Annotated in this window: 24 protein-coding genes; 13 read left to right on the plus strand and 11 right to left on the minus strand. The window is 60.3% G+C overall.

Annotation, left to right across the window (positions count from 1 at the left end; translation table 11 throughout):
* Nucleotides 1-6: 6 nt before the first annotated feature.
* The 5 genes from rpsF to RAE04_RS04865 form a co-directional block, all read right to left on the minus strand.
* On the minus strand, nt 7-297 hold the full coding sequence (gene rpsF / locus RAE04_RS04845) for a 30S ribosomal protein S6 (RefSeq protein WP_005326996.1): 291 nt from the start codon (nt 295-297) through the stop codon (nt 7-9).
* A gap of 122 nt (nt 298-419) precedes the next feature.
* On the minus strand, nt 420-608 hold the full coding sequence (locus RAE04_RS04850) for a hypothetical protein (RefSeq protein WP_198492222.1): 189 nt from the start codon (nt 606-608) through the stop codon (nt 420-422).
* Entirely contained in the window at nt 605-2,002 is a 1,398-nt protein-coding gene (locus RAE04_RS04855; protein WP_317026613.1) for a glycosyltransferase family 87 protein, read from the minus strand. Before RAE04_RS04855 ends, RAE04_RS04850 begins: the two co-directional genes overlap by 4 nt.
* A 6-nt stretch (nt 2,003-2,008) precedes the next feature.
* Nucleotides 2,009-4,249 carry a transglycosylase domain-containing protein gene (locus RAE04_RS04860; RefSeq protein ID WP_317026614.1) on the minus strand — a complete coding sequence of 747 codons (2,241 nt, stop codon included), beginning with the start codon at nt 4,247-4,249 and terminating at the stop codon, nt 2,009-2,011.
* 75 nt (nt 4,250-4,324) lie between these two features.
* A complete protein-coding gene (locus RAE04_RS04865) occupies nt 4,325-4,702 on the minus strand; it encodes a DUF5318 family protein (RefSeq protein WP_034667960.1) in 378 nt (125 codons plus the stop codon).
* 117 nt (nt 4,703-4,819) lie between these two features.
* Between RAE04_RS04865 and RAE04_RS04870 the strand changes: the two genes are divergently transcribed.
* The 6 genes from RAE04_RS04870 to RAE04_RS04895 all read left to right on the plus strand — a co-directional run bounded on the left by RAE04_RS04870 (nt 4,820) and on the right by RAE04_RS04895 (nt 10,633).
* The gene (locus RAE04_RS04870; RefSeq protein WP_005326986.1) at nt 4,820-5,908 is read left to right on the plus strand and encodes an inositol-3-phosphate synthase; all 1,089 of its coding nucleotides are present in this window, start codon (nt 4,820-4,822) and stop codon (nt 5,906-5,908) included.
* A gap of 54 nt (nt 5,909-5,962) precedes the next feature.
* On the plus strand, nt 5,963-6,463 hold the full coding sequence (locus RAE04_RS04875) for a MarR family winged helix-turn-helix transcriptional regulator (RefSeq protein ID WP_005326985.1): 501 nt from the start codon (nt 5,963-5,965) through the stop codon (nt 6,461-6,463).
* Nucleotides 6,464-6,549: 86 nt separating this feature from the next.
* The gene (locus RAE04_RS04880) at nt 6,550-7,521 is read left to right on the plus strand and encodes a universal stress protein (protein ID WP_284791684.1); all 972 of its coding nucleotides are present in this window, start codon (nt 6,550-6,552) and stop codon (nt 7,519-7,521) included.
* Nucleotides 7,522-7,530: 9 nt separating this feature from the next.
* Nucleotides 7,531-8,013 (plus strand): hypothetical protein, encoded by a 483-nt coding sequence (locus RAE04_RS04885; RefSeq protein ID WP_317026615.1) that lies wholly within the window; start codon nt 7,531-7,533, stop codon nt 8,011-8,013.
* Between the two features lie 17 nt (nt 8,014-8,030).
* Entirely contained in the window at nt 8,031-9,890 is a 1,860-nt protein-coding gene (locus RAE04_RS04890; RefSeq protein WP_317026616.1) for a chorismate-binding protein, read from the plus strand.
* Nucleotides 9,887-10,633: an aminotransferase class IV gene (locus tag RAE04_RS04895; protein ID WP_317026617.1), complete on the plus strand. Its 747-nt coding sequence runs from the start codon at nt 9,887-9,889 to the stop codon at nt 10,631-10,633. Before RAE04_RS04890 ends, RAE04_RS04895 begins: the two co-directional genes overlap by 4 nt.
* Here RAE04_RS04895 and RAE04_RS04900 read toward each other — a convergent pair.
* Nucleotides 10,630-11,565 carry a rhodanese-related sulfurtransferase gene (locus tag RAE04_RS04900; RefSeq protein WP_005326978.1) on the minus strand — a complete coding sequence of 312 codons (936 nt, stop codon included), beginning with the start codon at nt 11,563-11,565 and terminating at the stop codon, nt 10,630-10,632. The two genes, RAE04_RS04895 and RAE04_RS04900, sit on opposite strands and share 4 nt — an antisense overlap.
* A gap of 112 nt (nt 11,566-11,677) precedes the next feature.
* Nucleotides 11,678-13,174, minus strand: coding sequence for a DUF1846 domain-containing protein (locus RAE04_RS04905; protein WP_302258778.1), 1,497 nt, complete (start codon nt 13,172-13,174; stop codon nt 11,678-11,680).
* A 127-nt stretch (nt 13,175-13,301) separates the two neighbouring features.
* On the opposite strand from RAE04_RS04905, the gene RAE04_RS04910 reads away from it, so the two are divergent.
* Both RAE04_RS04910 and RAE04_RS04915 read left to right on the plus strand, forming a co-directional pair.
* Nucleotides 13,302-14,117, plus strand: coding sequence for an Fpg/Nei family DNA glycosylase (locus RAE04_RS04910; protein ID WP_317026618.1), 816 nt, complete (start codon nt 13,302-13,304; stop codon nt 14,115-14,117).
* A gap of 18 nt (nt 14,118-14,135) precedes the next feature.
* On the plus strand, nt 14,136-15,713 hold the full coding sequence (locus RAE04_RS04915; protein ID WP_317026619.1) for a bifunctional ADP-dependent NAD(P)H-hydrate dehydratase/NAD(P)H-hydrate epimerase: 1,578 nt from the start codon (nt 14,136-14,138) through the stop codon (nt 15,711-15,713).
* Here the strand turns inward: RAE04_RS04915 and RAE04_RS04920 are convergent.
* Together RAE04_RS04920 and RAE04_RS04925 are read right to left on the minus strand one after the other, a co-directional pair.
* A complete protein-coding gene (locus tag RAE04_RS04920; protein ID WP_317026620.1) occupies nt 15,710-16,351 on the minus strand; it encodes an ABC transporter ATP-binding protein in 642 nt (213 codons plus the stop codon). The two genes, RAE04_RS04915 and RAE04_RS04920, sit on opposite strands and share 4 nt — an antisense overlap.
* Nucleotide 16,352: 1 nt before the next feature.
* On the minus strand, nt 16,353-17,336 hold the full coding sequence (locus tag RAE04_RS04925; protein WP_284787971.1) for an ABC transporter permease: 984 nt from the start codon (nt 17,334-17,336) through the stop codon (nt 16,353-16,355).
* A gap of 105 nt (nt 17,337-17,441) precedes the next feature.
* On the opposite strand from RAE04_RS04925, the gene RAE04_RS04930 reads away from it, so the two are divergent.
* The 4 genes from RAE04_RS04930 (at nt 17,442) to RAE04_RS04945 (ending at nt 21,006) form a co-directional block, all read left to right on the plus strand.
* The gene (locus RAE04_RS04930; protein WP_317026621.1) at nt 17,442-18,590 is read left to right on the plus strand and encodes a sensor histidine kinase; all 1,149 of its coding nucleotides are present in this window, start codon (nt 17,442-17,444) and stop codon (nt 18,588-18,590) included.
* Nucleotides 18,583-19,200, plus strand: a complete 618-nt coding sequence (locus RAE04_RS04935; RefSeq protein WP_317026622.1) for a response regulator transcription factor — start codon at nt 18,583-18,585, stop codon at nt 19,198-19,200. The genes RAE04_RS04930 and RAE04_RS04935 overlap by 8 nt, the downstream gene beginning before the upstream one ends.
* Complete coding sequence (locus RAE04_RS04940) at nt 19,200-20,174, plus strand: NAD(P)-binding domain-containing protein (RefSeq protein WP_317026623.1); 975 nt, start codon at nt 19,200-19,202, stop codon at nt 20,172-20,174. Before RAE04_RS04935 ends, RAE04_RS04940 begins: the two co-directional genes overlap by 1 nt.
* A gap of 82 nt (nt 20,175-20,256) precedes the next feature.
* Entirely contained in the window at nt 20,257-21,006 is a 750-nt protein-coding gene (locus RAE04_RS04945) for a DUF364 domain-containing protein (protein ID WP_317026624.1), read from the plus strand.
* Here the strand turns inward: RAE04_RS04945 and RAE04_RS04950 are convergent.
* Complete coding sequence (locus tag RAE04_RS04950; RefSeq protein ID WP_284821111.1) at nt 21,003-21,593, minus strand: VanZ family protein; 591 nt, start codon at nt 21,591-21,593, stop codon at nt 21,003-21,005. The genes RAE04_RS04945 and RAE04_RS04950 overlap by 4 nt on opposite strands.
* 78 nt (nt 21,594-21,671) lie before the next feature.
* Here RAE04_RS04950 and RAE04_RS04955 point away from each other — a divergent pair, with 78 nt between their 5' ends.
* The gene (locus RAE04_RS04955) at nt 21,672-22,646 is read left to right on the plus strand and encodes an MDR family oxidoreductase (RefSeq protein WP_284821110.1); all 975 of its coding nucleotides are present in this window, start codon (nt 21,672-21,674) and stop codon (nt 22,644-22,646) included.
* A 77-nt stretch (nt 22,647-22,723) separates the two neighbouring features.
* On the opposite strand, the gene RAE04_RS04960 is transcribed toward RAE04_RS04955, so the two are convergent.
* Nucleotides 22,724-23,182, minus strand: coding sequence for a MarR family winged helix-turn-helix transcriptional regulator (locus RAE04_RS04960; RefSeq protein ID WP_317026625.1), 459 nt, complete (start codon nt 23,180-23,182; stop codon nt 22,724-22,726).
* Between the last annotated feature and the right edge of the window lie 250 nt (nt 23,183-23,432).

Below are 23,432 nucleotides of genomic sequence, written 5' to 3' on the forward strand. Positions count from 1 at the left end.
TATCCGCTACTTGCTGTCGGTGCGCAGAACCTTGGTACGCAGGATGGTGTCGTTCAGGTTCAGACGGCGGTCGAGCTCGGCAACCGAAGTGTGCTCGCACTCCAGGTTGACGACGGCATAAATGCCCTCTTCCTTCTTGTTGATGGGGTATGCAAGACGGCGCTTGCCCCATACATCAAGGTTCTCAACCTTGCCGCCTTCCTGGCGGACGATTTCGAGGAACTTATCCAGGGACGGGGTTACGGTGCGCTCATCCTGATTAGGATCCAGAATGATCATGACTTCGTAGTGACGCACGGACCTCATCACCTCCTATGGTCTAGTAGTTTTCGGCTGCATCACCTTTGCGGATGCAGCAGGAGGGTACGTTGCGTCAAGCAACCCCACTACAGTACCGCAAATGACCGGCGAAAAGAAATCTAACCAGTGGTCGTTGCGGCGAAAAACACAGCCGCAGTCGCCGGAATGATGGTGAGGAAAAGAATGGCCAAAAGCCCCAGCACGATTGGCCCGCGACGATCCTCCCGATTGTGGAAGAGCCAGAAGGCTGCCATCACGCAGAGGAATCCCAAGAAGATGGATGCCATTCCGATATAGGTAACGATCATGCGAATGCTCCTGCTAGAGGGTCGCGGCCGGCGTGCGCATCGCGCACCTTATCCGTGGTCTTGCCGCACATCTGGCGAATAACGAGCACTGCCATGGTGATGATGAGGGCATCACGGGAGATAATCGCAACGTCAAGCAGCTCGTGCGGAATGCCTTTATTATCTGTTCCCAGCATGTGCCACATGAGCAGGGGCCACACCAGGGCATCGACAAGCGCCCAGCTAAAGACCAAGCGCCAGCGTGGCAGGGCTAGAGCCGCGGGTACCACCAGCCACAGCGAATACTGGGGCGACCACACCTTGTTGAACAGTAAGAAGGCTGCCACGATGAGGTAAACCAGCTCAGCCATGCGCGGGGTCCGTGAACTGCGCAGCCCCAGCACCGCAATCGCCGCACAGAGAGCCAAAAACGCCACTAGGCTGAAGGTATTGAGGAACTCTGGGCTAAAGCTAACCCCAGTATTGCGGGTGAACACCGAGTAGATGGTGGTCCACTCCGCACCGCGTTCTTGGTTGAGGCGGAAAAATTCGCGCCATGCCTCCGGGTACTTCAGTGCGACTGGCGCGTTGACCACAATCCAGGTCACGGCCGCAGCGAGCAAAGCTTGAAAAAATTGCGGCCACCGGCGGTTGCGCGCCGCCAAGACCAGGAACGCCCCCAAGAGAAAGAGCGGCCACAGCTTAAATGAGGTACCAAGGCCGATGAGGACACCCGCTACGGCAGGGCGCTTGCGCGCGGCGGCCACGAGCGCTCCTACGGCAAAGGCGATGGAGGGGATATCCCAGTTACTGAAAGCATGGATGATGACAAGGGGGCTGGCGGCGACGAGGATGGTGTCCCAAGTGCGGTTGCCCACCAGCAGGTAGACCATGTACAGCACGCCTATCCAGATGCACGCCATGACCAAGGCCGTCAGGCCGAAATACCATCCGGCCTCTGGGATGCCGGCCCACTCAACCAGAGAGTACGTATTGCGGGCAATCCAGCCCATCAGCCCCTGAAATAGGCCCGCGAGGACTGGGTACTCCATGTAGCGGGTCAGGTCACCCTCTTGCCAAGAATAGGCATAGGGGAAGCCGCCTTCATCGAGGCCACGGCCGCCGTAGAGCGGGATGATGTCGTTATAGCAAAAAGAGGTGTACTGGCGGTTGCCCGCCCAATTCAGGTTAATGACCCCGTCATCACCGCGGGTACCGCCGGCGCAATTGGCTTTGGAGAGGAATCCGCAAGCCAGGAATACCCAACCTACGGCGATAATGGCGCGCAGCGGGGTCCACCACTGGGTGCGGCGTACACCGGCAAAACGGCCCATTGGCCCGCCGAGGAATTCAATTACCCCGCGGGCCAAGGGTTCTGAGGAGGCGGGAATGCGCTGGTGCGGATTCGCTGTCACTGTCGCCTACCCTAGAAGGTCTGCCAAGTCGCTATCGGGGCCGATGAGGTCATCCAACGACGGCGCCTCTGGCTGGGTCGGTGCCTGGTTGTTATTACCACTATTGCCGCTATTGCCATTGCCGCGTTGCGGTTTCGGGGCAGGCTTCGGGCTCTCCGGCTTGTTCTCCGGCTGAACCGGTTTGGTCTCCTCTTCCGGAGCTGCTTGCTCGGCAGGGGCCTCGTAGTCCTGGGTATCGCCGGCGCCGCTATCCCAGCTCGGGTCATAGGCCGGAGCGGCCGTTCCGGCGCCCACATTGCCGAATCCCAGTGGATAGGCGGCCGGGAAGTTTTGGAATTCGGAGTTGGCCAGGGAGTTGTCCAGCACGGCCTTCCAAATCTTGGTCGGCGCGCCCGCGCCGTACATGATGCCGCCGTACTGGTCGAAGATGGCGGAGGTATTATCTGCGGTACCTACCCACACGGCGGTAGCCAGCTGCGGGGTAGCACCGACCATCCAGGCATCCTTGTTATTTCCGGTATCGCCCATCTGAGTGGTACCGGTCTTGGCGGCGGAAACACGGCCACCGGCTAGGGCGCCATTAGACCATGCGGCCACCGGCTCCATGGCTTCGAGGACGTTATTGGCAACGTTGGACGAAACGCGGCGCTCGCCGCCGTCTTCGGGGTGCTCGTACAGCACTTCGCCAGCAGCGTTTTCTACGCGCTGCACAAAGTGCGGGTTATGCCATACGCCCTGGTTGGCCAGGGTGGACATGGCGGTGGCCATATCGAGCGGGCGGGACTGGTACTGGCCCAATACGATGCCTTCGAATGGCTGCTTGCCCTTTTCCGTCAGCGTCTTTTCAATGCCCGGCAGGGACTTAGCCACGCCAAGGGCGTGCGCCATATCCGCGGTGTCCTGCGTGCCGTTCTTGAGGTCCGCCTGCAGGCGAAGGAAGGAGGTATTCAGGGATTGCTTAGTAGCCTCGCGCAGGTTGCATACGCCGCAGCCGCCGCCCACGTTGGTGACAACATCCGAGCCGGGCAGCTGGTACGGAGCGGACGAGTAATTGGTATCTAGGCTGATGCCCTGCTGCAGGGCGGCCGCAAGGGTCATGATCTTGAAAGTAGAACCGGTTTGCAGCGGCGAATTGGCGTAGTCCCAGCCATTGGAATCGTGGCCGCCAAAGTATCCGCGGACCGCACCGGTCTTCGGATCGATGGTCACGGAAGCCGCACGCGCATCCTCTTGTAGCGGAGCCATCTGGTCATCGACTGCCTGAATGGTGTTGTTCTGCACATTCATGTCGATGGTGGTGGTAATGCGCAGGCCGCCGGTCGACACCTCGTTTTCGGTGATGCCTACCTCTTCCAATTCACGGATGACCTGATCCTTGATGTGGCCATTGGCGCCGGGTGCCTCGGTGTAGGCGGAGTACTCAGCTGGGTCGCGGGTCTCTGGGAAGATCATGCCATCGCGCTGTTCCTGGGTGAGGTCACCCATTCCCACCAGGCCGTCAAGAACGTAGTTCCAACGGTCCTCGGAGCCCTCCTGGTTCACACGCGGGTCGAGGCCGGACGGGGACTGAATGAGACCGGCGAGCATGGCGCCTTCCTCCGGAGTGAGATCCTTGGCGTCCTTATCAAAGTAGGCGTTGGACGCTGCCTGGATGCCGTAGGCATTGCGGCCGAAGTACACGGTGTTGAGGTAGGCATTGAGAATATCCTTCTTATCCCACTCATTGGTCATCTTCACCGAGTAGATGAGCTCGCGAATCTTGCGCACGTAGGAGTATTCGTTGCCCACCAGCGTGTTTTTCACATACTGCTGGGTAATGGTGGAACCGCCGCCAGCATCTTCATTGCCGGTTACCTTACCCACCACGGCTCGGCCGAGGCCGGTGAAGGAGAAGCCGGAGTTATCCCAGAAGTCACGGTCCTCCGCGGCCAGCACGGAGTCCTGCACATATTCCGGGATTTCATCCAGCTTCACGTGGGTGCGGTTGCCTTCCGGCGGCACCAGGCGGGCGAGCTGGGTCTGATTATCGCCCGCGTAGATGGTGGAGACTTGGTTATTGGCTAGGTCCTTGGGCTCCGGAACGGTGTATTGCGAGTATGCGTAAGCAAAAAGTCCTGCGGGCAATGCCACAAAGACCAGTAGGATCGCCAAAACGACCCACGGCCAGATGCGGCGCTTCTTTGTCGCCTGCTTTTTGCTGGGGCGAGCCACTTTAGTGGACTTGCCGGTAGATTCCTTCTCGGTCACTGATTCGTGTCCTCATTCATCCCTGATCACAAACTAAATAATTGCAGCTTACTGCCTAACGCGGTGTGCCGGAAACTAACACGCGTTGAAAGCAGTAGCAGAACGCAACAAGTGGTTCCACCGGCACTGGCGGCATACCTCCACCTCGTGCACCGTAAACTCCAAGCCCTCGGCGACAAACTCCGCTATTTCTTTCTCACTGCGCGCGCTCCCGGCGCGGCGGCCGAGATTCTCGCCATAGACCCAGCGTGTGAGCCGCAAAGGCTCGCCGCACACGGGGCATTCCTTATCCATGGTGCGCCCGTGGTGCTCAGCTGCGGCGCGCAGCAAAAAATCGGCATCGCACACGTCCTCCCGCGTGAGCTGCCCGGCGCGAAATTCACGCAGGTGGTGGGCGCGCTCCCATTCGTGGGAGAGCACGTGCTTATAGGCAACGGAATTCACCCGGATCATCCTAATTACCTCTTCTTGATCGATCCACATGGTGTTATGCCACCGTAGGGCATAATTTTTGACTTAGTCTTGCGCAGTCACTGACAGCCACAACTCATGGAGTTAAAGGAGTAGACCGTGTCCGAAAAAGTAAAGGTCGCCATCGTGGGCGTCGGCAACTGCGCCACGTCCCTCATTGAAGGCGTGGAGTTTTATCGCAACGCCGCGGCCGATGCAGATATTCCCGGTTTGATGCACGCCCAGTTTGGCCCGTACCACGTAGGCGATGTGGAATTCGTTGCCGCCTTCGACGTGGATGCGGACAAGGTAGGCAAGGACCTAGCGGAGGCTACGCGCAGCTCTCGCAACTGCACCATTTCCATTACCGACGTCCCTGAGCTGGGCGTTACCGTGCAGCGCGGTCCTACCCTGGACGGCCTCGGCCGGTACTACCAAGAATCCATCGCGGAATCGGAAGCTCCGCTTGCCGACGTCCCCGCCATACTCCGCCAGTCCGGCGCCGACGTCGTAGTCTCCTACCTGCCGGTGGGCTCTGAAGAAGCGGATAAGTTCTACGCCCAGGCGGCCATCGATGCTGGCTGCGCCTTTGTCAATGCCTTGCCGGTTTTTATTGCCTCTGATCCTGTATGGGCGAAGAAGTTCGAAGACGCCGGGCTGCCCATCGTAGGCGATGATATTAAGTCCCAGGTGGGCGCCACCATTACTCACCGCGTCATGGCGAAGCTCTTTGAAGACCGCGGCGTGCGCTTGGAGCGCACCATGCAGCTTAATGTGGGCGGCAATATGGATTTTAAGAATATGCTCGAGCGCGAGCGCCTCGAATCCAAAAAGATCTCCAAGACGCAGGCCGTAACCTCTAACCTGCACAACTCGCCCATCGCTGGCAAGCGGGAGGACCGCAACGTCCACATCGGGCCTTCCGATTACGTGGAATGGCTCGATGATCGCAAATGGGCCTATGTCCGCTTGGAAGGCTCTGCCTTTGGCGAAGTACCTCTGAACTTGGAGTACAAACTGGAGGTCTGGGACTCGCCTAACTCCGCCGGCATCATTATTGATGCGGTGCGTGCCGCCAAGATTGCCCTCGACCGCGGGGTGGCGGGCCCGGTACTGGCTGCCTCGTCCTACTTGATGAAATCCCCGCCGGTACAAAAGGCCGATGACGTGGCGCGCGCCGAGTTAGAAGACTTTATTGCCGGAAACTAATTTTTTAACTTCCGAACTACCGCACAGGGAAAACGGGCTATACAATCGTTTTCTATGACGCAGCAACATGAGGAGAAGGGCCCCGCTCAATCCCCGTCTACGTACGAGGATGCCGTCGAGGTCGCGCGTTCCATCCAGCCGTCGCTCAATAAGCTCATTCTTATTTTCCAGCGCACGGCGGAGGGCTCTTCACTGACCACCTCCCAGGTGTCCATCATGAACCAGCTGCGTATGCGCGGACCGTCGCGCGTTTCCACTATCGCGCAGGCAGAGCTTATCCGCATGCCCACCGCCTCCAACGCGCTCTACCAGCTAGAGCGCCGCGGCTACGTGGAACGCCACCGCGATGAAGAGGACCGCCGCGGCGTCTTGGTAGCACTGACGCAACTAGGCGAATCCGAACTAGCCATCGTCTCGCAGCAGCGCGCTTCCGCCCTAGCAGAAATCATGCGGTGGCTCGAGCCGAAGGATTTGGAGACCGCGAACGACGTTGCCACCGTCATCTCCAAGCTGGCTGATGTCTATCGCCCCACAATGAACGGCGAACAGCGCTAGTTTTGCCCGCGGTGATTTCATTTTTCTTGGCCTTAACGTGATAATTGAGAAAACGAAAACCGTAATCTCTCACTAGTTCACTCCGTATGGCAACTGATTCTTCCGATGGGCATCTGCCGGCCTTGAGCAAGGGTTCGGCCGATAAACCCCTTCGTATTCTCATTTCTTGGAGCCCTTCTTCCTCCGGCACCGAGGCGCTTGATTGCGCCGCGTGGCTCTCCCGCACCGCAGAAATCCAAGTACGCGTCATCTCTACCGTATTCCAGCCGTGGACTACTACTTCTCTCAACAAACTCGGCGGAAAATATAAAAAATGGTTTAAAGGACAAAAGGAGGCCTGCGCCACAGCTACCCGTGCCGCCCTCGATGAAGCCGGCGTGCCGCGTAGCTGCTGGGATGAGAAACCCTCCCTATTGGTCGACGGCCCTTCGCGCCCCCATCTGCTGACGGAAATGGCCAAGAAGTTCGAGGCAGACCTCATCATTTTGGGGCCCAACCAGGCTGCACCGAAGGGACGTTTCTTCGCCGGATCTACGGCCGATACCTTGCTGCATTATTCTCCTCAGCCGTTGGGTTTGGTGCCCCGCAAGGTAAAGCTGTCCAAGCACGGCGTCACCCGCTTTAACTTTGCCATTACTGAACGCAGCCCGCGCGAAGATCATGAGATGCTCGCCGCAGCCGAGCTTGCCAATCGCTGGAACCTGCCGCTGCGCCTGCTGGCCTTTTCGGCAAAGGGACTGCTCAATACGCCGTCCAAGGATAAGCACGATATGGCGCTCGAGCTGGCGGCGGAGTGGCTCGAGGATTCCCTAGCCATGCTGGACCGCGCCCGCGATTGCATTCAAGAAAAATTCCCCGAGCTGGATGTCACTTCTGAAATTGGTTCCGGCGCGGGCTGGGGCGGCGCGGTGGATTCGCTCAAGTGGAAGAAGGGCGATCTGATGCTCATGTCCTCCACCCCGCAGGGCCCCATCGCCCGCGTGTTCTTGGGTTCTACCGCCACGGAGCTGCTGCCGCATATTCGGGTGCCTATCTTGGTCCACCCATCCTGCGGTTAGGATTGGGGCATGAGCCTGCGACCAGAGCATCCCGAAAACGATCTGACCTCCGATGCGGATTATGCCAATCTGCGCCGCCCGGAACCGCGGAGCTTTGATGAGCTGGCCGATGAACCGGACCCCTTAGAGGTTGCTGCCGCCAACCGCCGCTCTACCCGCCAGGCTGTCTGGTACATGATCGGTGTTTTGGTTCTCTCCGCGCTTTATGGTTTCGCGGTCGCGCTCGTCACCCGGCTAACGGGTGGTCCATTGTGTGAGGACGGCACCGCCGCGTGGCTCTGCACCGACGGGCAGCGCACCTTCTTTAGCCTGACCACCCCGATCATTCCGTTCTTCGGCATGATCGGCTGCGCCATCATCATGGTGCGCAAGCTGCACCGCTATCTGCGGTGGCGCAGTTGGATGGCCATTTTCTGGATAATGGCCTGCAATTTCATGCTGTGGACCATTACCGATATCCAGCTGTTCCTCATAGACTCGGCCGCCGCGTAGAAACTTTCCGCCTCCCTATGATCCTCCTGCTTGATAATTACGATTCTTATACCTTCAACCTTGCCCACCTCATCGCGGAGGTAGCCGGACGCGAACCACTCGTCGTCGCCGCCGGTGAAGCGGAAGGGCTGGCCGAGCGCGTCCATGGGGGCGAATTTTCCCACGTGGTGATCTCTCCTGGCCCGGGCACGCCGGAACGCGAAGAGGATTTCGGTGCTGCCCGGGGCATTATCGCCGCCGCGGCCGCGGCCGAGATTCCGGTGCTGGGCGTATGCCTTGGCCACCAGGGGCTAGGTCTGCTAGCCGGAGCCCAGGTATCGCCGGCGCCGCAGCCGCGCCACGGTTTCGTCTCCACCATCCGTCACTCGGGCGAAGGTATCTTTGCCGGAATCCCGCAACACTTCGAGGTGGTGCGCTACCACTCCCTGCATATAGAGGAGGCCCCCGGTATCACCGTCCATGCCCGCAGCGAAGACGGCGTCATCCAAGCCCTCAAGGTCGATGGCTTGCCGCACTGGGGCGTGCAATTCCACCCCGAGTCGGTCCTCACGCAATACGGCCGGGATATTATGCGCAACTTCCTGGGCGGGTTTCGCCTGCTCCACCGGGAGGTGCCCGGCGCGGTGGACTGCCCGCGGGTCTTTGCCGCCCTGCGGGCCGAGGGCAACGATGCCTTCTTCCTCGACTCCGCGGATCCCCGCGGGCGCTATTCCATCCTCGGCGATACCGCGGGAGCGTTGAGTCGCTCTTTCCGCTACCAGCTTGGCGACGCCCCCGATATCCTCACCCTCCTCGACCGCGAGCTCGCCACCCGCATCATCGATGCACCGGCCCTCCCGTTTACCGGCGGGGCCATCGGGTACCTAGGCTACGAGTGCGCCCAGTTAACGCTGCCGATTGAGCTAAACCACCGCTCACCGTATCCAGATGCCTATTTTGTGCGGCCGCAGTCCTTCATCGTCTATGACCACCACGCAGAAACAGCGCACCTGTGCTGCCTTGCCGGTGACGGCGCCGAGCAATTGCTGAACCGTCTGGAAGCCGCCTTGGCCGCAGAGGAATCACGGTCCAGGGGGGAGGACAGTGGGGCGTCGCTAAGCGCGGGCTCTTGGCGCAGCCCCGGCTACCTGGAGCGGATTAAGCGCGCCCAAGAATTCCTGCACGCCGGCGAAAGCTACGAGGTCTGCCTGACCGATACCTACTCGGCCGCAGCCGAGGGGGAGCTCTATCCCCAACTGCGCTCGCACAATCCCTCTCCCTACGCCGCGCACCTCGTCTTCGATGGTGTGGAGGTCTGCAGCGCCTCGCCCGAGCGCTTCCTCACCGTGCGCGGCCGTAAGGTAGAGGCCAAGCCGATTAAGGGCACTATCTCGGCCGACCAGGATCCCGCGCTGCTGACCACGGACCCGAAGACACGCGCCGAAAACCTCATGATCGTCGACCTACTGCGCAATGACCTCTCCCGAGTGTGTGAGCCCGGCAGCGTGCGCGTGCCCAAGTTGATGCAGGTAGAAAGCTATGCCACCGTCCATCAGTTGGTCTCCACCATTACCGGGCAACTGCGCGCCAGTGCCACCGCGGTCGATGCCCTCCGCGCCACCTTTCCTCCCGGATCGATGACAGGCGCGCCGAAGCTGCGTACCTGCGAGATCATTGACCAACTCGAAACGGGACCGCGCGGTGTGTACTCCGGCGTGGTGGGCTACCTGGGGTTTGACGGTCAATCCGATCTCAGCGTGGTTATCCGCACGGCCGTGCGGGCGGCCGGTGAGGTCACCATCGGTGCCGGCGGAGCCATCGTCCTAGATTCGGATCCGGCCGCCGAGCTGGAGGAGCGTAACCTCAAGGCCCAATCCGTATTGGGGGCGTGGCAATGAGCACCTACCTCTGGCACGAAAGCAGCTTCATTCCAAGCCAAGCCCACCCCGGCCCCTTTGACGTGGCGGACTCTTGGCGGATGCTTGCCAACACCCACTCCAATGCCCTCCCCCTGCACCTCCGGCGCTTCGAGTCAGTGGCCGGCCCACTTCCCACCGGCTTCGTACCCGCGATGCTGCAGCTTGTGGGCCCCGGCGATCTCTTCCCCCGCATCTCGCTAGCCGGCGGACACCTGCGCCTCGATATTCGCCCCGCACCCCCTGCACGCAGAACCACCCGGCTGACCTATGTGCAAGCCCCAGACCCGCGCACGCAGCCTTTGGTCAAGGGCCCCGACTTCCCAGCGCTGGCAGGCTTCCGCGCCGAATACCAAGCAGACGGTACCGATGACACCGCCATCGTTGATGCCTCCGGCGCCATGGTGGAGACCACCACCGGCGCGCTCGTCGCTTGGGATGGGGAGACGCTCATCCTCCCCACCGGACTGGCGCTGCCTAGCATCACGCTGCGCCAAGTTGCCCGGCGCGCCTCAGACCTTGGAATTCACACCGAAACGCGCCCCATCACCCCCGCGCTCGCCGCCGAGTGCCCCCTGTGGTTCCTCAACTCGCTCCACGGCATAAGCCCGGTTAGCGAACTACACGCCCCCACCGGTGTCATCCATCCACCGCACAGCCCGCATACCACCGGGTGGCAGCAAAGGTGGTGGGGCTGCTTTCGCAGGGAAACGGCGCGCGACTAGCTCTCCTGCTTGGCTAGCTGCGCTGCCACTTCGGCGCAATCCGGCCGACCGCAATGCTGCGTTTCTACATGCTGGATGCAGTCATCACAGATGAGCACCTGCTGGCGGCAGGTATCTTCATTGATGCAATTGTGGAAGGTATTCGTGCCCTTACCGCAGTGCACGCAGTGGCCGAGCTGAATGAAGCCGGGGTCTTGGAGTCCTTGGCCAAACTCGTGGTGCATGCGCTTATCAAAGACATACATGGAGCCTTCCCACAGGCCATCATTGCCGTACTTTTCGCCGTAGCGCACGATGCCGCCATCGATCTGGTAGACCTCTTTGAAGCCACGGTTCTTCATCAACGAGGACAGGATCTCGCAGCGAATGCCACCAGTGCAGTAGGACACCACCGGCTTATCCTTCATCCAGTCATACTTGCCGGACTCGATTTCTTCGATGAAATCATGCGTGGTTTTCACATCGGGCACGACGGCATTTTTAAACTTGCCAATCTCCGCTTCCATGGCGTTGCGGCCGTCAAAGAAAACGACCTCCTCGCCACGTTCTTCTACCAGCTTATTTACCTCTTCTGGCTTGAGGTGCACGCCGCCGCCAACGACGCCGTTTTCATCCACCTTCAGCTCGCCCGGCGCGCCAAAAGCCACGATTTCATCGCGTACCTTGACCGAAAGCCGCGGGAAGTCATCCGCGCCGCCTTCGGACCACTTGAACTGCATGCGCTTAAAGCCGGGGTATTCCTTGGTCTGGCGGACGTAGCGCTTGCAGGCTTCCATATCGCCGCCAACGGTGCCGTTGATGCCATGCTCGGAAATGAGGATGCGCCCCTTGAGCCCCAGGGACTCGCACAGGGTGCGCTGCCACAGCATGATTGCGGTGGGATCTTCGATGGGGGTAAAGCAGTAATATAGGAGAACTTTGCCAATAGTCACGCCCTAATCTTAGGCCCGCAGCTGCGCAGATCCCCAATCTTGTAGCTCTCCCTTATATGACTGCGGCCCCTCCAGCACAAGCTGAAAGGGCCGAATCTTGAGCATGCAGAAGTTAGCGCTTTTGGTAAAGCGCCTTCTTGCGGGCAAAGACTGGGTCAGAGGTCACGAGCACGCCAAGGTTGCGGAAGATTCCCTCATCCACAGAACCCAGGATGGTGGTGGTGTGGACGTCGCAACCAGCAAGTTCCTTGATCTGCTCCAGCGCCTTGCGGGCATTGTCATCTTTCGCCGCAGACACGGACAAGGCGATCAGCACCTCGTCGGTGTGCAGGCGTGGATTCTTGGAACCCAGGTGCTTGGTCTTGAGCGTTTGAATCGGCTCGATGGACTCGGGCGACAGCAGGTGGATATCGTCATCGATGCCCGCCAGGTGTTTTAGCGCATTAAGCAGCATAGCTGCAGAACAACCCAGCAATGGCGAGGTGCGGCCGGTGATCATGGTGCCGTCGTGCAGCTGCATAGCAGAGGCAGGCTCGCCGGTTTCTTCCGCACGCTGGCGAGCAGGCGCCACCACAGGGCGATCCTCAACCTTGATGCCGGCCTTGGCCATGATGACGGCGGCTCGCTCGGACTGCTCGGTGCCCAAGCCGGCACGCGCCTCTTCCACCTGCGCTTTGAAGTAGCGGCGGATGATTTCTTGTTGGGCGGCAGCACGGCACACGGCGTCATCAGTAATGCAGAAGCCGGCCATATTCACGCCCATGTCCGTTGGAGACTGGTATGGCGTGGTGCCGGTGAGCTTTTCCAAAAGCGTGCGCAGCAGCGGGAATGCTTCCACATCGCGGTTGTAGTTCACGGTGGATTCGCCGTGGGCGGACAGGTGGAAGTGGTCAATAATATTGGAATCATTGAGGTCTACCGTGGCGGCCTCATAGGCCAGGTTCACGGGGTGTTCCAGGGGGAGATTCCAAATAGGGAAGGTTTCAAACTTGGCGTATCCGGCGTTATTGCCGCGCTGATGCTCGTGGTAGACCTGCGAAAGCGCAGTAGCCAGCTTGCCGGAGCCGGGGCCCGGCGCGGTGACCACGACGAGGTCGCGGGAGGTTTCCGCAAACTCATTACGGCCAAAACCTTCTTCGGACACGATGAGGTCCGTATTGGTGGGGTAACCAGGGATAACGCGGTGGCGCGCCACCTTGAGCCCGAGGCGCTCTGCCTTGTCGATAAAGGCTTCGGCTTGGGAGTTGCCTTCCTCCAGCTGGGTCATGACGATGTTTTCTACCAAGAATCCGCGGCTGCGGAATACGTCCACCAGGCGCAGCAGGTCATCTTCATAAAGAATGCCCAGGTCCGCGCGCACCTTCTGGCGGGAGATATCTTTCGCGTTGATGCAGATGAGGATCTCTACGTCTTCTTTGATGCGCTCCAGCATCGCGATTTTATTGTCTGGGGTGAAGCCGGGCAGCACGCGGGAGGCGTGCATATCGTCAAAAAGCTTGCCGCCCATCTCTAGGTAGAGTTTGCCGCCGATTTCCTCGCGGCGGGCGTGGATGTGCTTCGACTGCAGCTCGATGTATTTCTCGCGGTCAAAGCCGATTTTTTGCGTCATGATTTGAAAGCCTTCCCCTGAGTTAAATCATTCCGCATTTCGAGTTTACGCTATTGTCACCTCCCGAATAAGTGGGCTGGTTAGCGGCAGGTTTGGCCAAAAATTCTTCCCGGTTAGACTGAGTTCTATGCCTGAAGGTCACGTCATCCACCGCCTAGCTAATAAATTCAACGCCGATTTTCGCGGCATGCCGCTGCGCGTGACCAGCCCGCAGGGGCGCTTCGCAGCGGAGGCGGAGCTTCTCGATGGCGAGCGCATCGAGCTGGCAGAGACTCACGGCAAGCACCTTTTCGTGCACTTTAGCGCCCAGGATCCGCGCCATATCCTCTATATTCACCTAGGCCTGATTGGCAAGCTGCGCTTCGAGCCCCGCGCGGAAGTAGGCGGACAGATCCGGGTGCGCATCGATAATGGCACCGAGGCCGCCAACCTGCGCGGACCGCAGTTTTGCCGCCTGCTCACTGAAGAGGAGTTCCGCGCACAGCTAGCCAAGGTAGGCCAAGACCCGCTGCGCACGGACGCCGACGTGGAGGCGCTCTGGGCCAAAGTGCATAAATCGCGCCGCAGCATCGGCTCCCTCATGATGGATCAGCACCTTTATGCCGGCGTGGGCAATATCTACCGGGCCGAGACCCTCTTTCGCCACAGCCTCTCCCCTTTCCTCCCGGGCCGGGACGTTTCCCGTGAAACCTTTGAGGCCACGTGGGCGGACTTGGTGGATCTCATGGAATACGGAGTGGAGCACGGCCGCATCGATACCGTGCGGCCCGAGCACTCTCCCGAGGCCATGGGCCGCGAACCGCGCAAGGATGACCACGGCGGCGAGGTCTACGTCTATCGCCGCGCCGGCCTACCTTGCTATATCTGCGGCACCCCGGTGGCAGAAAAGGTCATGGAGGGACGCAACCTATTTTGGTGTCCGACCTGCCAACCGACTCCTTAAAAGCCTATCCTGGCGAACATGCGACATGCCTATAGCGTTGCCGCCGTTCGCGCGGCAGAGCGTTCCCTTCTAGCCCAGCAGAACTTTGACGATGAGCTCATGCGCTTGGCCGCACGAGGCGTGGCGGCCACGGCCGCGAGCATGCTCGGCTCTTATCGGCGCGTAACTATCCTTGTCGGACCAGGCGGCAACGGCGGCGATGGCCTCTATGCTGGCGCTTTCTTGGCGGAGGAAGGCTATTCAGTAGTGGCTATCCTCGCGGCGGATGCCGCACACGAACCCGCGCTAGACGCATTTGCCACGGCCGGCGGAACCATAGCGCACGACCTAAGAAACGCCGATCTGCTTATCGACGCCGTCGCCGGCCTGGCCTCCACCCGCGGCCTTTCCGGTGCCCCACTGAGGGCCTATACCGAGGCCAAGAAGCGTGGGGTGCCGGTATTAGCTGTGGACATACCCTCGGGCATTAACGCCGATACCGGCGTGACTGCAGCCGATGCCGTAGAGGCAGACGTGACCATTAGCTTTGGCTGGGCCCGCGCCGGACATATCTTTGCCCCGGCATGCGGTGGGGTGGTGCTCTGCGATCTGCTCCTGCCCGGCACCCCGCGCTCCTTTGCAGAAGAGCTTTTCGCTACCGCGGAGCCGGTGGGCTATATCGCCAACGAACCCACCATCCCCTTGCCCTACCGGTGGCCGACCGAGCCGGTGCTTTCCGGAGCACAAGGCCTAGTCACCGCCCCGAAGCCGGTGGGCTGCACTGGACCAATCCTGGATCCGACTCCGGGGGCGAAAAGCACCAAGTACACCGGCGGGGTGACCGCGGTATGTGCTGGCAGCAGCACCTTTCCCGGCGCGGGCATTCTCGCCGCCACGGGCGCGGTGCGCGCCACGCCATCTATGGTTCGCGTCGTGGGCAATGACTCCGTAGTCACGAACCTGCCGGAGGTAGTGCCCCATGCCAGCGCCCAAGAAAAAGTCCACGCCCAAGCCTGGGTTGTAGGCCCAGGGCGAGGCACCGGACCGGAGGCGGCCGCCGAATTGCGCGCCGTGCTAGAACGTGGACTGCCCACGATTATCGACGCCGATGCGCTCACCGTGCTCTCGACCGACGGCGATCTACGCGAACTCGTACGCGATCATCCCTGCGCCGTCCTGACCCCGCATGCCGGGGAATTTGAGCGGCTCTACGCGGCAACTTTCGGCCGCGAACTTGATCTTTCGAAGGGACTCGGGGTGCGCCTGCGCGAGCTTTCCGACGCGCTCGACTGCTTCATCCTGCACAAGGGCCGGATCACCACGGTCACGGCCCCAGGCCAGAAGATTTATGGCATGAACGCTGGGCATTCTTACGCAGCCACCGCCGGTTCTGGTGACGTGCTCTCTGGCATCCTCGGCGCCACGCTCGCGCAAGTAGATGCCGCCGAGGCGGATGCGGAGACGATAATTATGGAAATCCTGCACGCCGCGGCCATCCACCAACACGCGGCAGCCATTGCCGCCCACACCCCAGACGGCTTTGGCCTATGCTCCGCCTCCCAGATTGCCGCAGCCGTGCCGCAGGCAATCGCACGGCTACTAGTAATGCAGCGCTAGCCGAGCGCAGAGACCTTCTCCTGCTCGGAGACGTGGCCGTCCTTGACCTCCACCACGCGATCAGCGAAGTTCAGCAGGGAGCGGTCGTGGGTCACCAGCACGGTGGCGGTGTTCATCTCCTGGGTGACATCGCGCAAGAGGCGGATGATCTCCTGCGAAAGGTGGGAATCAAGCGCAGAGGTAGGCTCATCGGCCAAGAGCAGGTCTGGCTGCTCCATCAGCGCCCGGGCGATATTGACGCGTTGGCGCTGACCACCGGACAACTGACCCATGCGTCGATTGCCCATTCCTGCCAGGCCGACAAACTCCAATAACTCATCGGCGCGCTGCGGACGCAGCTTGCGGCCAGCGATGTGGTCCATAATAAGCAGCTGGTCGCGCACATTGAGCGAGGACAGCAGGTTGGCCTGCTGGAAGATGATGGAGCGGGTACCGTCCACGTGTACGGAACCGGAGTCTGGGGTGATGAGGCCTGCAGCTACGGACAGCAGCGTGGACTTGCCAGACCCTGACTCACCCACGATGGCGGTAAGCGTATTGGATTCGGCGATGAGGGAGGCTTCGGCAAGCGCAGTAGTCGTGGTCTCACCGTCCTGGTAGGTCACGGTGGCGTTGCGGATATCAAGAATGGTGGACATGTTAAGCATTTCCTCCAAGGGCATCGAGTGGGTTGGCTTTAGCTACGCGGCGGGTAGCAATAAGGGCTCCAGCCATGCCGAGGGCCCAGATGCCAACCGCGGGAACGGCGATGGTGCGCAGGGAAACATCAAAGGGCACGGTGCCGGAAGCAAGCGCGCCGAGCACCCAACCAACGACGGCGCCCGCAATAGTGCCGGCGGCCAAGATGATGGCAGCCTGTGCCAGGGCATCGCGCAAGAGGTAACGCACGGTGGCGCCAAGCGCGCGCAGGATGGACAGGTCGCGGGTGCGCTGGATGGTCCATACGGTCAGGAAAGCGACGGTAACCAGCGCGGAGATGCCGTACAAGAAGCCCTGCATGCTAAGCAGCGAGCCGCGTTCAGACTGATAGGCCGCCAAGCCGGAGAAGGACTTAGACATCTTTACGGAGCCAGGAACCTCTTGTTTATATAGCGCTGCCGTACCAATCACGCCCTGCGGAGCGTGGCTGATGCGCTGCCAGGTTTCGGTAGATACCCATACCACCTCGGAATGTGCATACATCGTCTCTGAGACGGTGCCCTCCACCGAAAAATCGGCGCCACTTAGGGTGACGGTATCAGCCCCGTCGATGGACTCTGGCAGGAGCACGCCCTGCTCCGGAATGGTCCTATCGCTACCCGGAACCTGGGTGCCGGCCGGCAGGCTGAGGACGGCAACGCCGCCGTGCCCCTCCAGCTTGGTCTGCGCTACGCCGAAGGGAATGCCGTCGCTGGCGATATCGCCGGCGTGCATCTCGGATTCACTAAAGGAGGGTTCCTCGGTGGAGAAGGAGATATATGGGTATTCCTTTTCCAGGGACTCCAACGCGGAAGTATTTTGCTTGGACAGGCCCTCCGTCAGGCCGGAGAGCATCACGAGCAGAAGGGTAATGAGCGCTACCGTGCCGCCGATGAGCGCGAAACGGCCGCGCGCTGTGGTGATTTCTCTGATTGCTAGGAACATGGTTCTATATTCGCTTTGCGCAGGTCAGAAGTAATCGGCCAGCTCGCTGAACCTCCACTCAACCAAGTGGTTGATTCACGGTCCACCCGTACGCGGATATCCTGGATGGTTGTGTTTAAAGGACAAAAATTATGGGTCTATGGCCTGCACGCCATGTTCGCGTTTCTGCTGGTCTTCGGCGTGGCGCGCGCCTATGTGGATGACCGGCTCGATGCCCGGGTGATCGCCTTAGCCATCGCCCTCGCCGTGGTCTATGCCGCACAGCGTTGGCTGCCCACATGGTTATGGCTGGGTGGGCTATGCCTGCTGTGGCTGGGCCTGATGGTGCATGCGCAGGATTTCATGTGGCTGGAATTCCCGCTCATTTTTGTCTTTCTGCGTGCCCTGCCCACCGTGCCTGGGTTAGTCTCCATCGCCGCGCTGTGGGCAGCAGCGGCATTCATTCCCGCCTGGCTGCACCCCGAAGGCTGGTCCATCGCTGCGGCCGTGGGGCCGCTTATCGGTACCGCCTTTGCAGCCACGGTCTTTTTCATCCAGCGGCGTCTGCAGGCAGAGGCGGCGCACCACAGGGACATAGCCAAGCAGCTGCGCGAAACCCAAGCCGAACTGGCCGCCAGCGAGCACCAAGCCGGCCGGCTAGAGGAGCGTGAGCGCCTCTCTCGCGAGATCCATGACACCGTCGCGCAAGGCCTCAGCTCCATCTTGTTGCTCTCCCGCGCAGCCCGTGGCACCGATGATCCCTGCACCAAAGAAGAGCAGCTGGCGGTCATCGAGGATGTCGCGAGCGAGAATCTGGCCGAAGCCCGCCGCTTTGTCCGCGAACTAGCCGGCCCGGATGAGCGACTGGAAACCCAGCTCACTTCCCTGCTGTCCCAGATGCGCAGCCGCGTGAAAGCCTTGGGAGAAGAAACCACCTTCGAACTGGTGGTATCTGGAAGTGGCAAGGTGCCCAGCCGAATCAAAGAGATCATCGTACGCGCAGCCCAGGAGGGCCTTAATAACGTCATCAAACACGCCCACGCCTCGCGCGCCGTGGTCACGCTCGGGCTTTTCGAAGATGCGGTTACCCTGGACGTCGTTGATAATGGATGCGGACTATCCGCCTCCCCTCGCCCCAGCGGCAGGGACCATGGTTTTGGGCTCAACGGCCTCCGCGGCCGCGTGGAAGCTGTGGGCGGGACCATGAACCTAGAATCGGGCGAAGGCACCGCCCTGGCCGTCCGTATCCCGCTGAAGGAGAAAAGCAATGGTTAATGTCATGCTGATTGATGATCACCCCGTGGTCCGCGCCGGCCTGCGCGCCATCCTCAATACCTTCTCCGATGTCGAGGTTGTCATGGAAGGCTCTACCGGCGCGGATGTGGATAAGCTCTTTACTGACGACGCCCCACAAGTAGACGCCGTGGTCTGCGATATCCAGATGCCCGGCATGGATGGCATCGCGGCCACCAAGCGGGTGGTGGAGGCCGGCGGCCCACCGGTACTCATCCTCACCACCTATGACACGCAGGCCGATATCCTTGCCGCCGTAGAGGCCGGCGCGATGGGCTATCTGCTTAAAGATTCCCCCGAGCAGGCGCTGCACGAAGCCGTGCTCAATACCGCCGCGCGCCGCCGCACCCTAGCGCCGGAGGTTGTGGATCTCCTCGCCCAGCGCGTGGGCCGGCCACAAGAATCGCTGTCCACCCGCGAACTGGAAATCTTGCAGGCGCTATCTAGCGGTGCCTCTAATAAGGAGCTCGCCAAGCAACTTTTCATTTCTGAAGCCACGGTCAAAACCCACCTCATCCACATTTTTCAGAAGTTGGGTGTGGAAACCCGCACCGCCGCGGTGACCGTGGCGCGAGAGAGGAAGCTCATCTAATGCTGGACTGCATAGTCATCGGCGCCGGCCAGGCAGGCCTTGCGGTGGGTTATTACCTGCGCAAGAAAGGCCTGGATTTTGTCATTCTAGACGCTGAGCCCGGCCCCGGCGCGGCCTGGCGCCATACCTGGCCCTCGCTCACGCTCTTTAGCAATTCCGCCTCCTCCAACCTGCCTGGGTGGCCCATGCCCCACCACGAGGGCTTTCCGCCCGCCATCCACGTTATTGATTATTTTGCGCGTTATGAGAAGCGCTATGAACTGCCCATTCGCCGGCCGGTCACAGTGGATGAAGTTACCCATGACGGCGCGTGTTTCCATGTCTTTGCCGGTAAAAAGCAGCTGACCGCGCGCACAGTCGTAGCAGCCACGGGTACGTGGTCCGCTCCCTTTATCCCCTACTACCCCGGTACTTTTGACGGGAGGCAATGGCATTCCGCCTTCTATCCAGGCCCCGCGGACTTTGCCGGATCTACCGTGGCGGTCGTCGGCGCGGCCAATTCCGGTGCCCAAATCGCGGCCGATCTCCTGCTCTCCGGCGTGGAGACAACCTGGTATACCCGCAGCTCCCCGCGGTGGATGCCCGACGACGTTGACGGCCGCGTGCTCTTTCAGCGCAATCGCGCCCGCCTCAACGCCATGCTCCGCGGCGAACCAGACCCCGGCGCAGATACCAATTTGGGCGATATCGTAATGGTCCCACCGGTCCTACGCGCACGGGATTCCGGGCTCTTGCAGGCCACTCCAATGTTTTCTTCCCTCGATGAGGTCAACACAGACCACCTCATCTGGTGCACCGGTTTCCGGCCTGCCCTCCGGCCCATCCGCGGGCTCCTTGATGGCACCTCCCCCACCGTCGACGGCCTCTTCCTCGTGGGTTACGGCACGTGGACCGGACCCGGATCCGCAACCATTACCGGGGTAAGCCCCTTTGCCAAGCAGACCGCGCACGATGTAGCGAATATATGTGACTAAAGCTATAGGTTTGTCCCAACTAATTCGATTACACTGCCTTCACACAAAGAGTGCGACACAATTTGGGAAAGCTGGTTTATACATGTCTGCCTGGGATCTCTACGATGACCTCATCGATGCCATTCCCCGTGACATAATGGTCTCCCGCGCCGCCCAAGGCCCGCGGTGGACGCGGGTATACACCGAAAGCCCTAGCTGCGGCATGGCCATGACCATGTCTGCCACCTCTCGCCCGGCCCAGATGCGCGCCGAGTACACCGGCGTTCCTCTACGCGCCATCGCACAGCTGGCCAAGAGCTGGAATTTCTCGGAGGCTTCCTTCGGCATGGCTGCGCTAAATTCCTACTACGCCACGCCTTCTGTAGCCGATGAGCATGGTTTTACGCTTGTCGACTCCCCCTGGCCCCACTTCTTTGATCCCTTCCGCAACGACGTCGCGGGGAAGAAGGTCGCGGTCATTGGCCACTTTCCTTTTGCACCCAAGGCACTCAACCAGGCTGCGGATTTTTATATGTTGGAGCGCTCGCTCAATGAGGGCGACTACCCCGATTCCGCCGCCGAATACATCCTGCCCGAGTGCGATTATGTCTTTATTACCGGCTCTGCCTTTGTCAATAAAACCGCTCCCCGCCTGCTCGAGCTCTCCCGCGAGTCCTTCAATGTCGTCCTGGGCCCATCAACTCCCCTAGCCCCTGTACTGCTTGAACACTACGGCGTATCGCAAGTCACCGGCATGGTTTCGTCCAATCCCGCGGGGATGTTTGAGGGCCTAGAGAAGGGTGATTCCCTCGATATGTTCAACTTCGGACACCGAGTCACCCTAGGGCGCTAAACAATCAACCCGGCCAAGATTACAGCAGCGAGAGCACCCAGGCCCGCCGCCGCAGTCCAGCCGATGAAGCGCACAGCTCGCAGCTGCGCCTTAAAACTGCTCCGGCTTACCAGGAACGCACCCAAGGATGCGCCGAGGGTATTGAAGACCAAGTCGTCTACGTCGCTAAATCCCAGCGAGAATACGTATTGGGTAATTTCGATACCCAGGCTGAGCGCCATTGCCAGCAGGATGGTTCCGCCGCGGCCAAAGCGGATGCGCCGCGAATTGTGCCCCATTACTACCAAGCACGCACCGAGCGGCATAAACAGCGCGATATTGCCAAAGGTATTGGTCCACGGACCCCACCACGGATGAGGGTTATTAAAGCCGTTGAACATTTGCAGATCGAGGCTGCGGCGTGCGTGCGCAGACGCATCAACCACACCGGGGATATCTATGAAGGGCTTGCCCACCGTAGCTACTGCGATAGCCACCATGACAACCACGCAGGCTACGGCTGCACTGCGCCACAGCGTGCGCTTAGCAGGCAGTCCACGCGCACCAATCTGGCGCGAGGTGCGGGTGGGCATTGTGGTCATCGTCATGTTATTCAAGTTAACAAGCGAGCCTGAAAAATCCCCGTGATATTCGCTGTTAAATCGCTGCATCACATTTAACGTACGATGGTGAGCATGAGCACTCTACTAGTTACTCGCAACGATGATAAATCCGTCACGACCTCCTTTGAAGAGGGAGAGTTCCTCGGCGAGGGCGACCTTATCGTCGATGTGTCTTATTCTTCGCTGAACTACAAAGACGCCATGGCAATTGCCGGGGATCGTGGTGTCATGCGCACCAGCCCACTGGTTCCGGGCATCGACGTGGTCGGCACCGTTGCCGAGTCCAACGTGGAACGCCTCCCGGTTGGCACCCTGGTAGCTTCCTTCGGTGATGGCCTAGGCGAGTTCCGCCACGGTGGCTACACCCCGAAGCAGCGCGTGAATTCCCAGGCAACCGTCGCCCTGCCCGCGGACTTCACCGCAGAGCAGGCGGCCGCCGTTGGCACCGCGGGCTACACTGCCGCCCTATGCGTTAATTCTCTGCGCGGGCTACCCGATGGTCCAGTTTTGGTCACCGGCGCCACCGGTGGCGTAGGCTCCATCGCTGTGAACCTCCTCTCCAATGCTGGTTACGAGGTTCACGCGATGACCGGCCGCCCGGATGACTACTCCCAGTACCTCCACGAGCTAGGCGCCCACACCATTGTGGACCGCGCCGAATTTACTGAGGCCGGAAAACCCTTGCAGAAGGCAACATATGCCGGTGCGGTTGATACCTCCGGCTCCCACGTCTTGGCTAATGTATTGTCCCGCACTGTGTGGGGCGGCACCGTCGCCTCCACCGGTATGGCCGCCGGCCCAGACCTGCCTACCACCGTCTTGCCGTTCATTCTGCGCAACGTGCACCTCGCCGGCGTTAACTCTGTCGACGCCCCGCTGCACTACCGCCAGAACGCTTGGCAGCTGCTCGCACGCAAGCTGGACCGGTCCATCCTTGAGTCACTGACCAACACGATTCCATTGTCGGCTGTAGTCGAAGAATCCACGTCGCTCCTCGAAGGCACCCACCACGGACGCACCGTTCTTAAGATTTCCTAGGTCCCGCCTAGCCAATCTTCTAAGGCGCCCGCCGTTATAGCGGGTGCCTTTTTACATGCACCGGTCGGCGCGGACAGCTAGCTTTCCGACGTCCCCTCTTTAACTACCGCGCGTAGCAACGTGCGGGAAACCCTGCCCAAGGTTTGTAGGTCTTCATCACTAAGGGTGCCCACCACGATTTCCTCAACTGCAGCGGTATGTCGCTCGATCGCTGCGTTGAAAGCAGCACTTCCCCTTTCCGTCACAGTGACTTCAACTGCACGGGTTCCTAACTCCGGCGCCTCGCGCCTGGAAACCAATTTTCGGGACTCCATGCGCACTAACTGCCGATGCAACCGCGACTTCTCCCACCGAAGCTCCGCCGCCAATTCATGCGGGCGTGTAGAAATCTGGCGCCGGCGATTCAGCACGGCCAAAACCGCGTAGTCTGCCTCGCTCAATCTAGAGCCACTCTGCAGCTCCCCAGAAAGCCGCGCGTGGAGCGCTTCCTGCATGGCAACAAAGTCACCCCACGCCGCACTCTGCTCCACGCGCATCGCATTCCTCCTTTGGTTCTCCTTCTATCAACAGTCTATACTGCAGAGTTGATCTAGCAACTCATTGGCTTACCAGGAGTTGATACACCAACTCCCACTACTGCACAGAGATGTGGGTCTATGAGAACCACAATTTCACAAACCCATACCTTTGCTACCAAAATCGCTTTAATATTCCTTTTGAATATCTATCTGCTGAAACGCACCATTGTTTGAGTGGAAATGTTCTTGCCTTAAAAATTAAATAGTG

It is taken from the genome of Corynebacterium sp. CTNIH16, assembly GCF_032821655.1.
Classification (GTDB): Bacteria; Actinomycetota; Actinomycetes; order Mycobacteriales; family Mycobacteriaceae; genus Corynebacterium; species Corynebacterium marquesiae.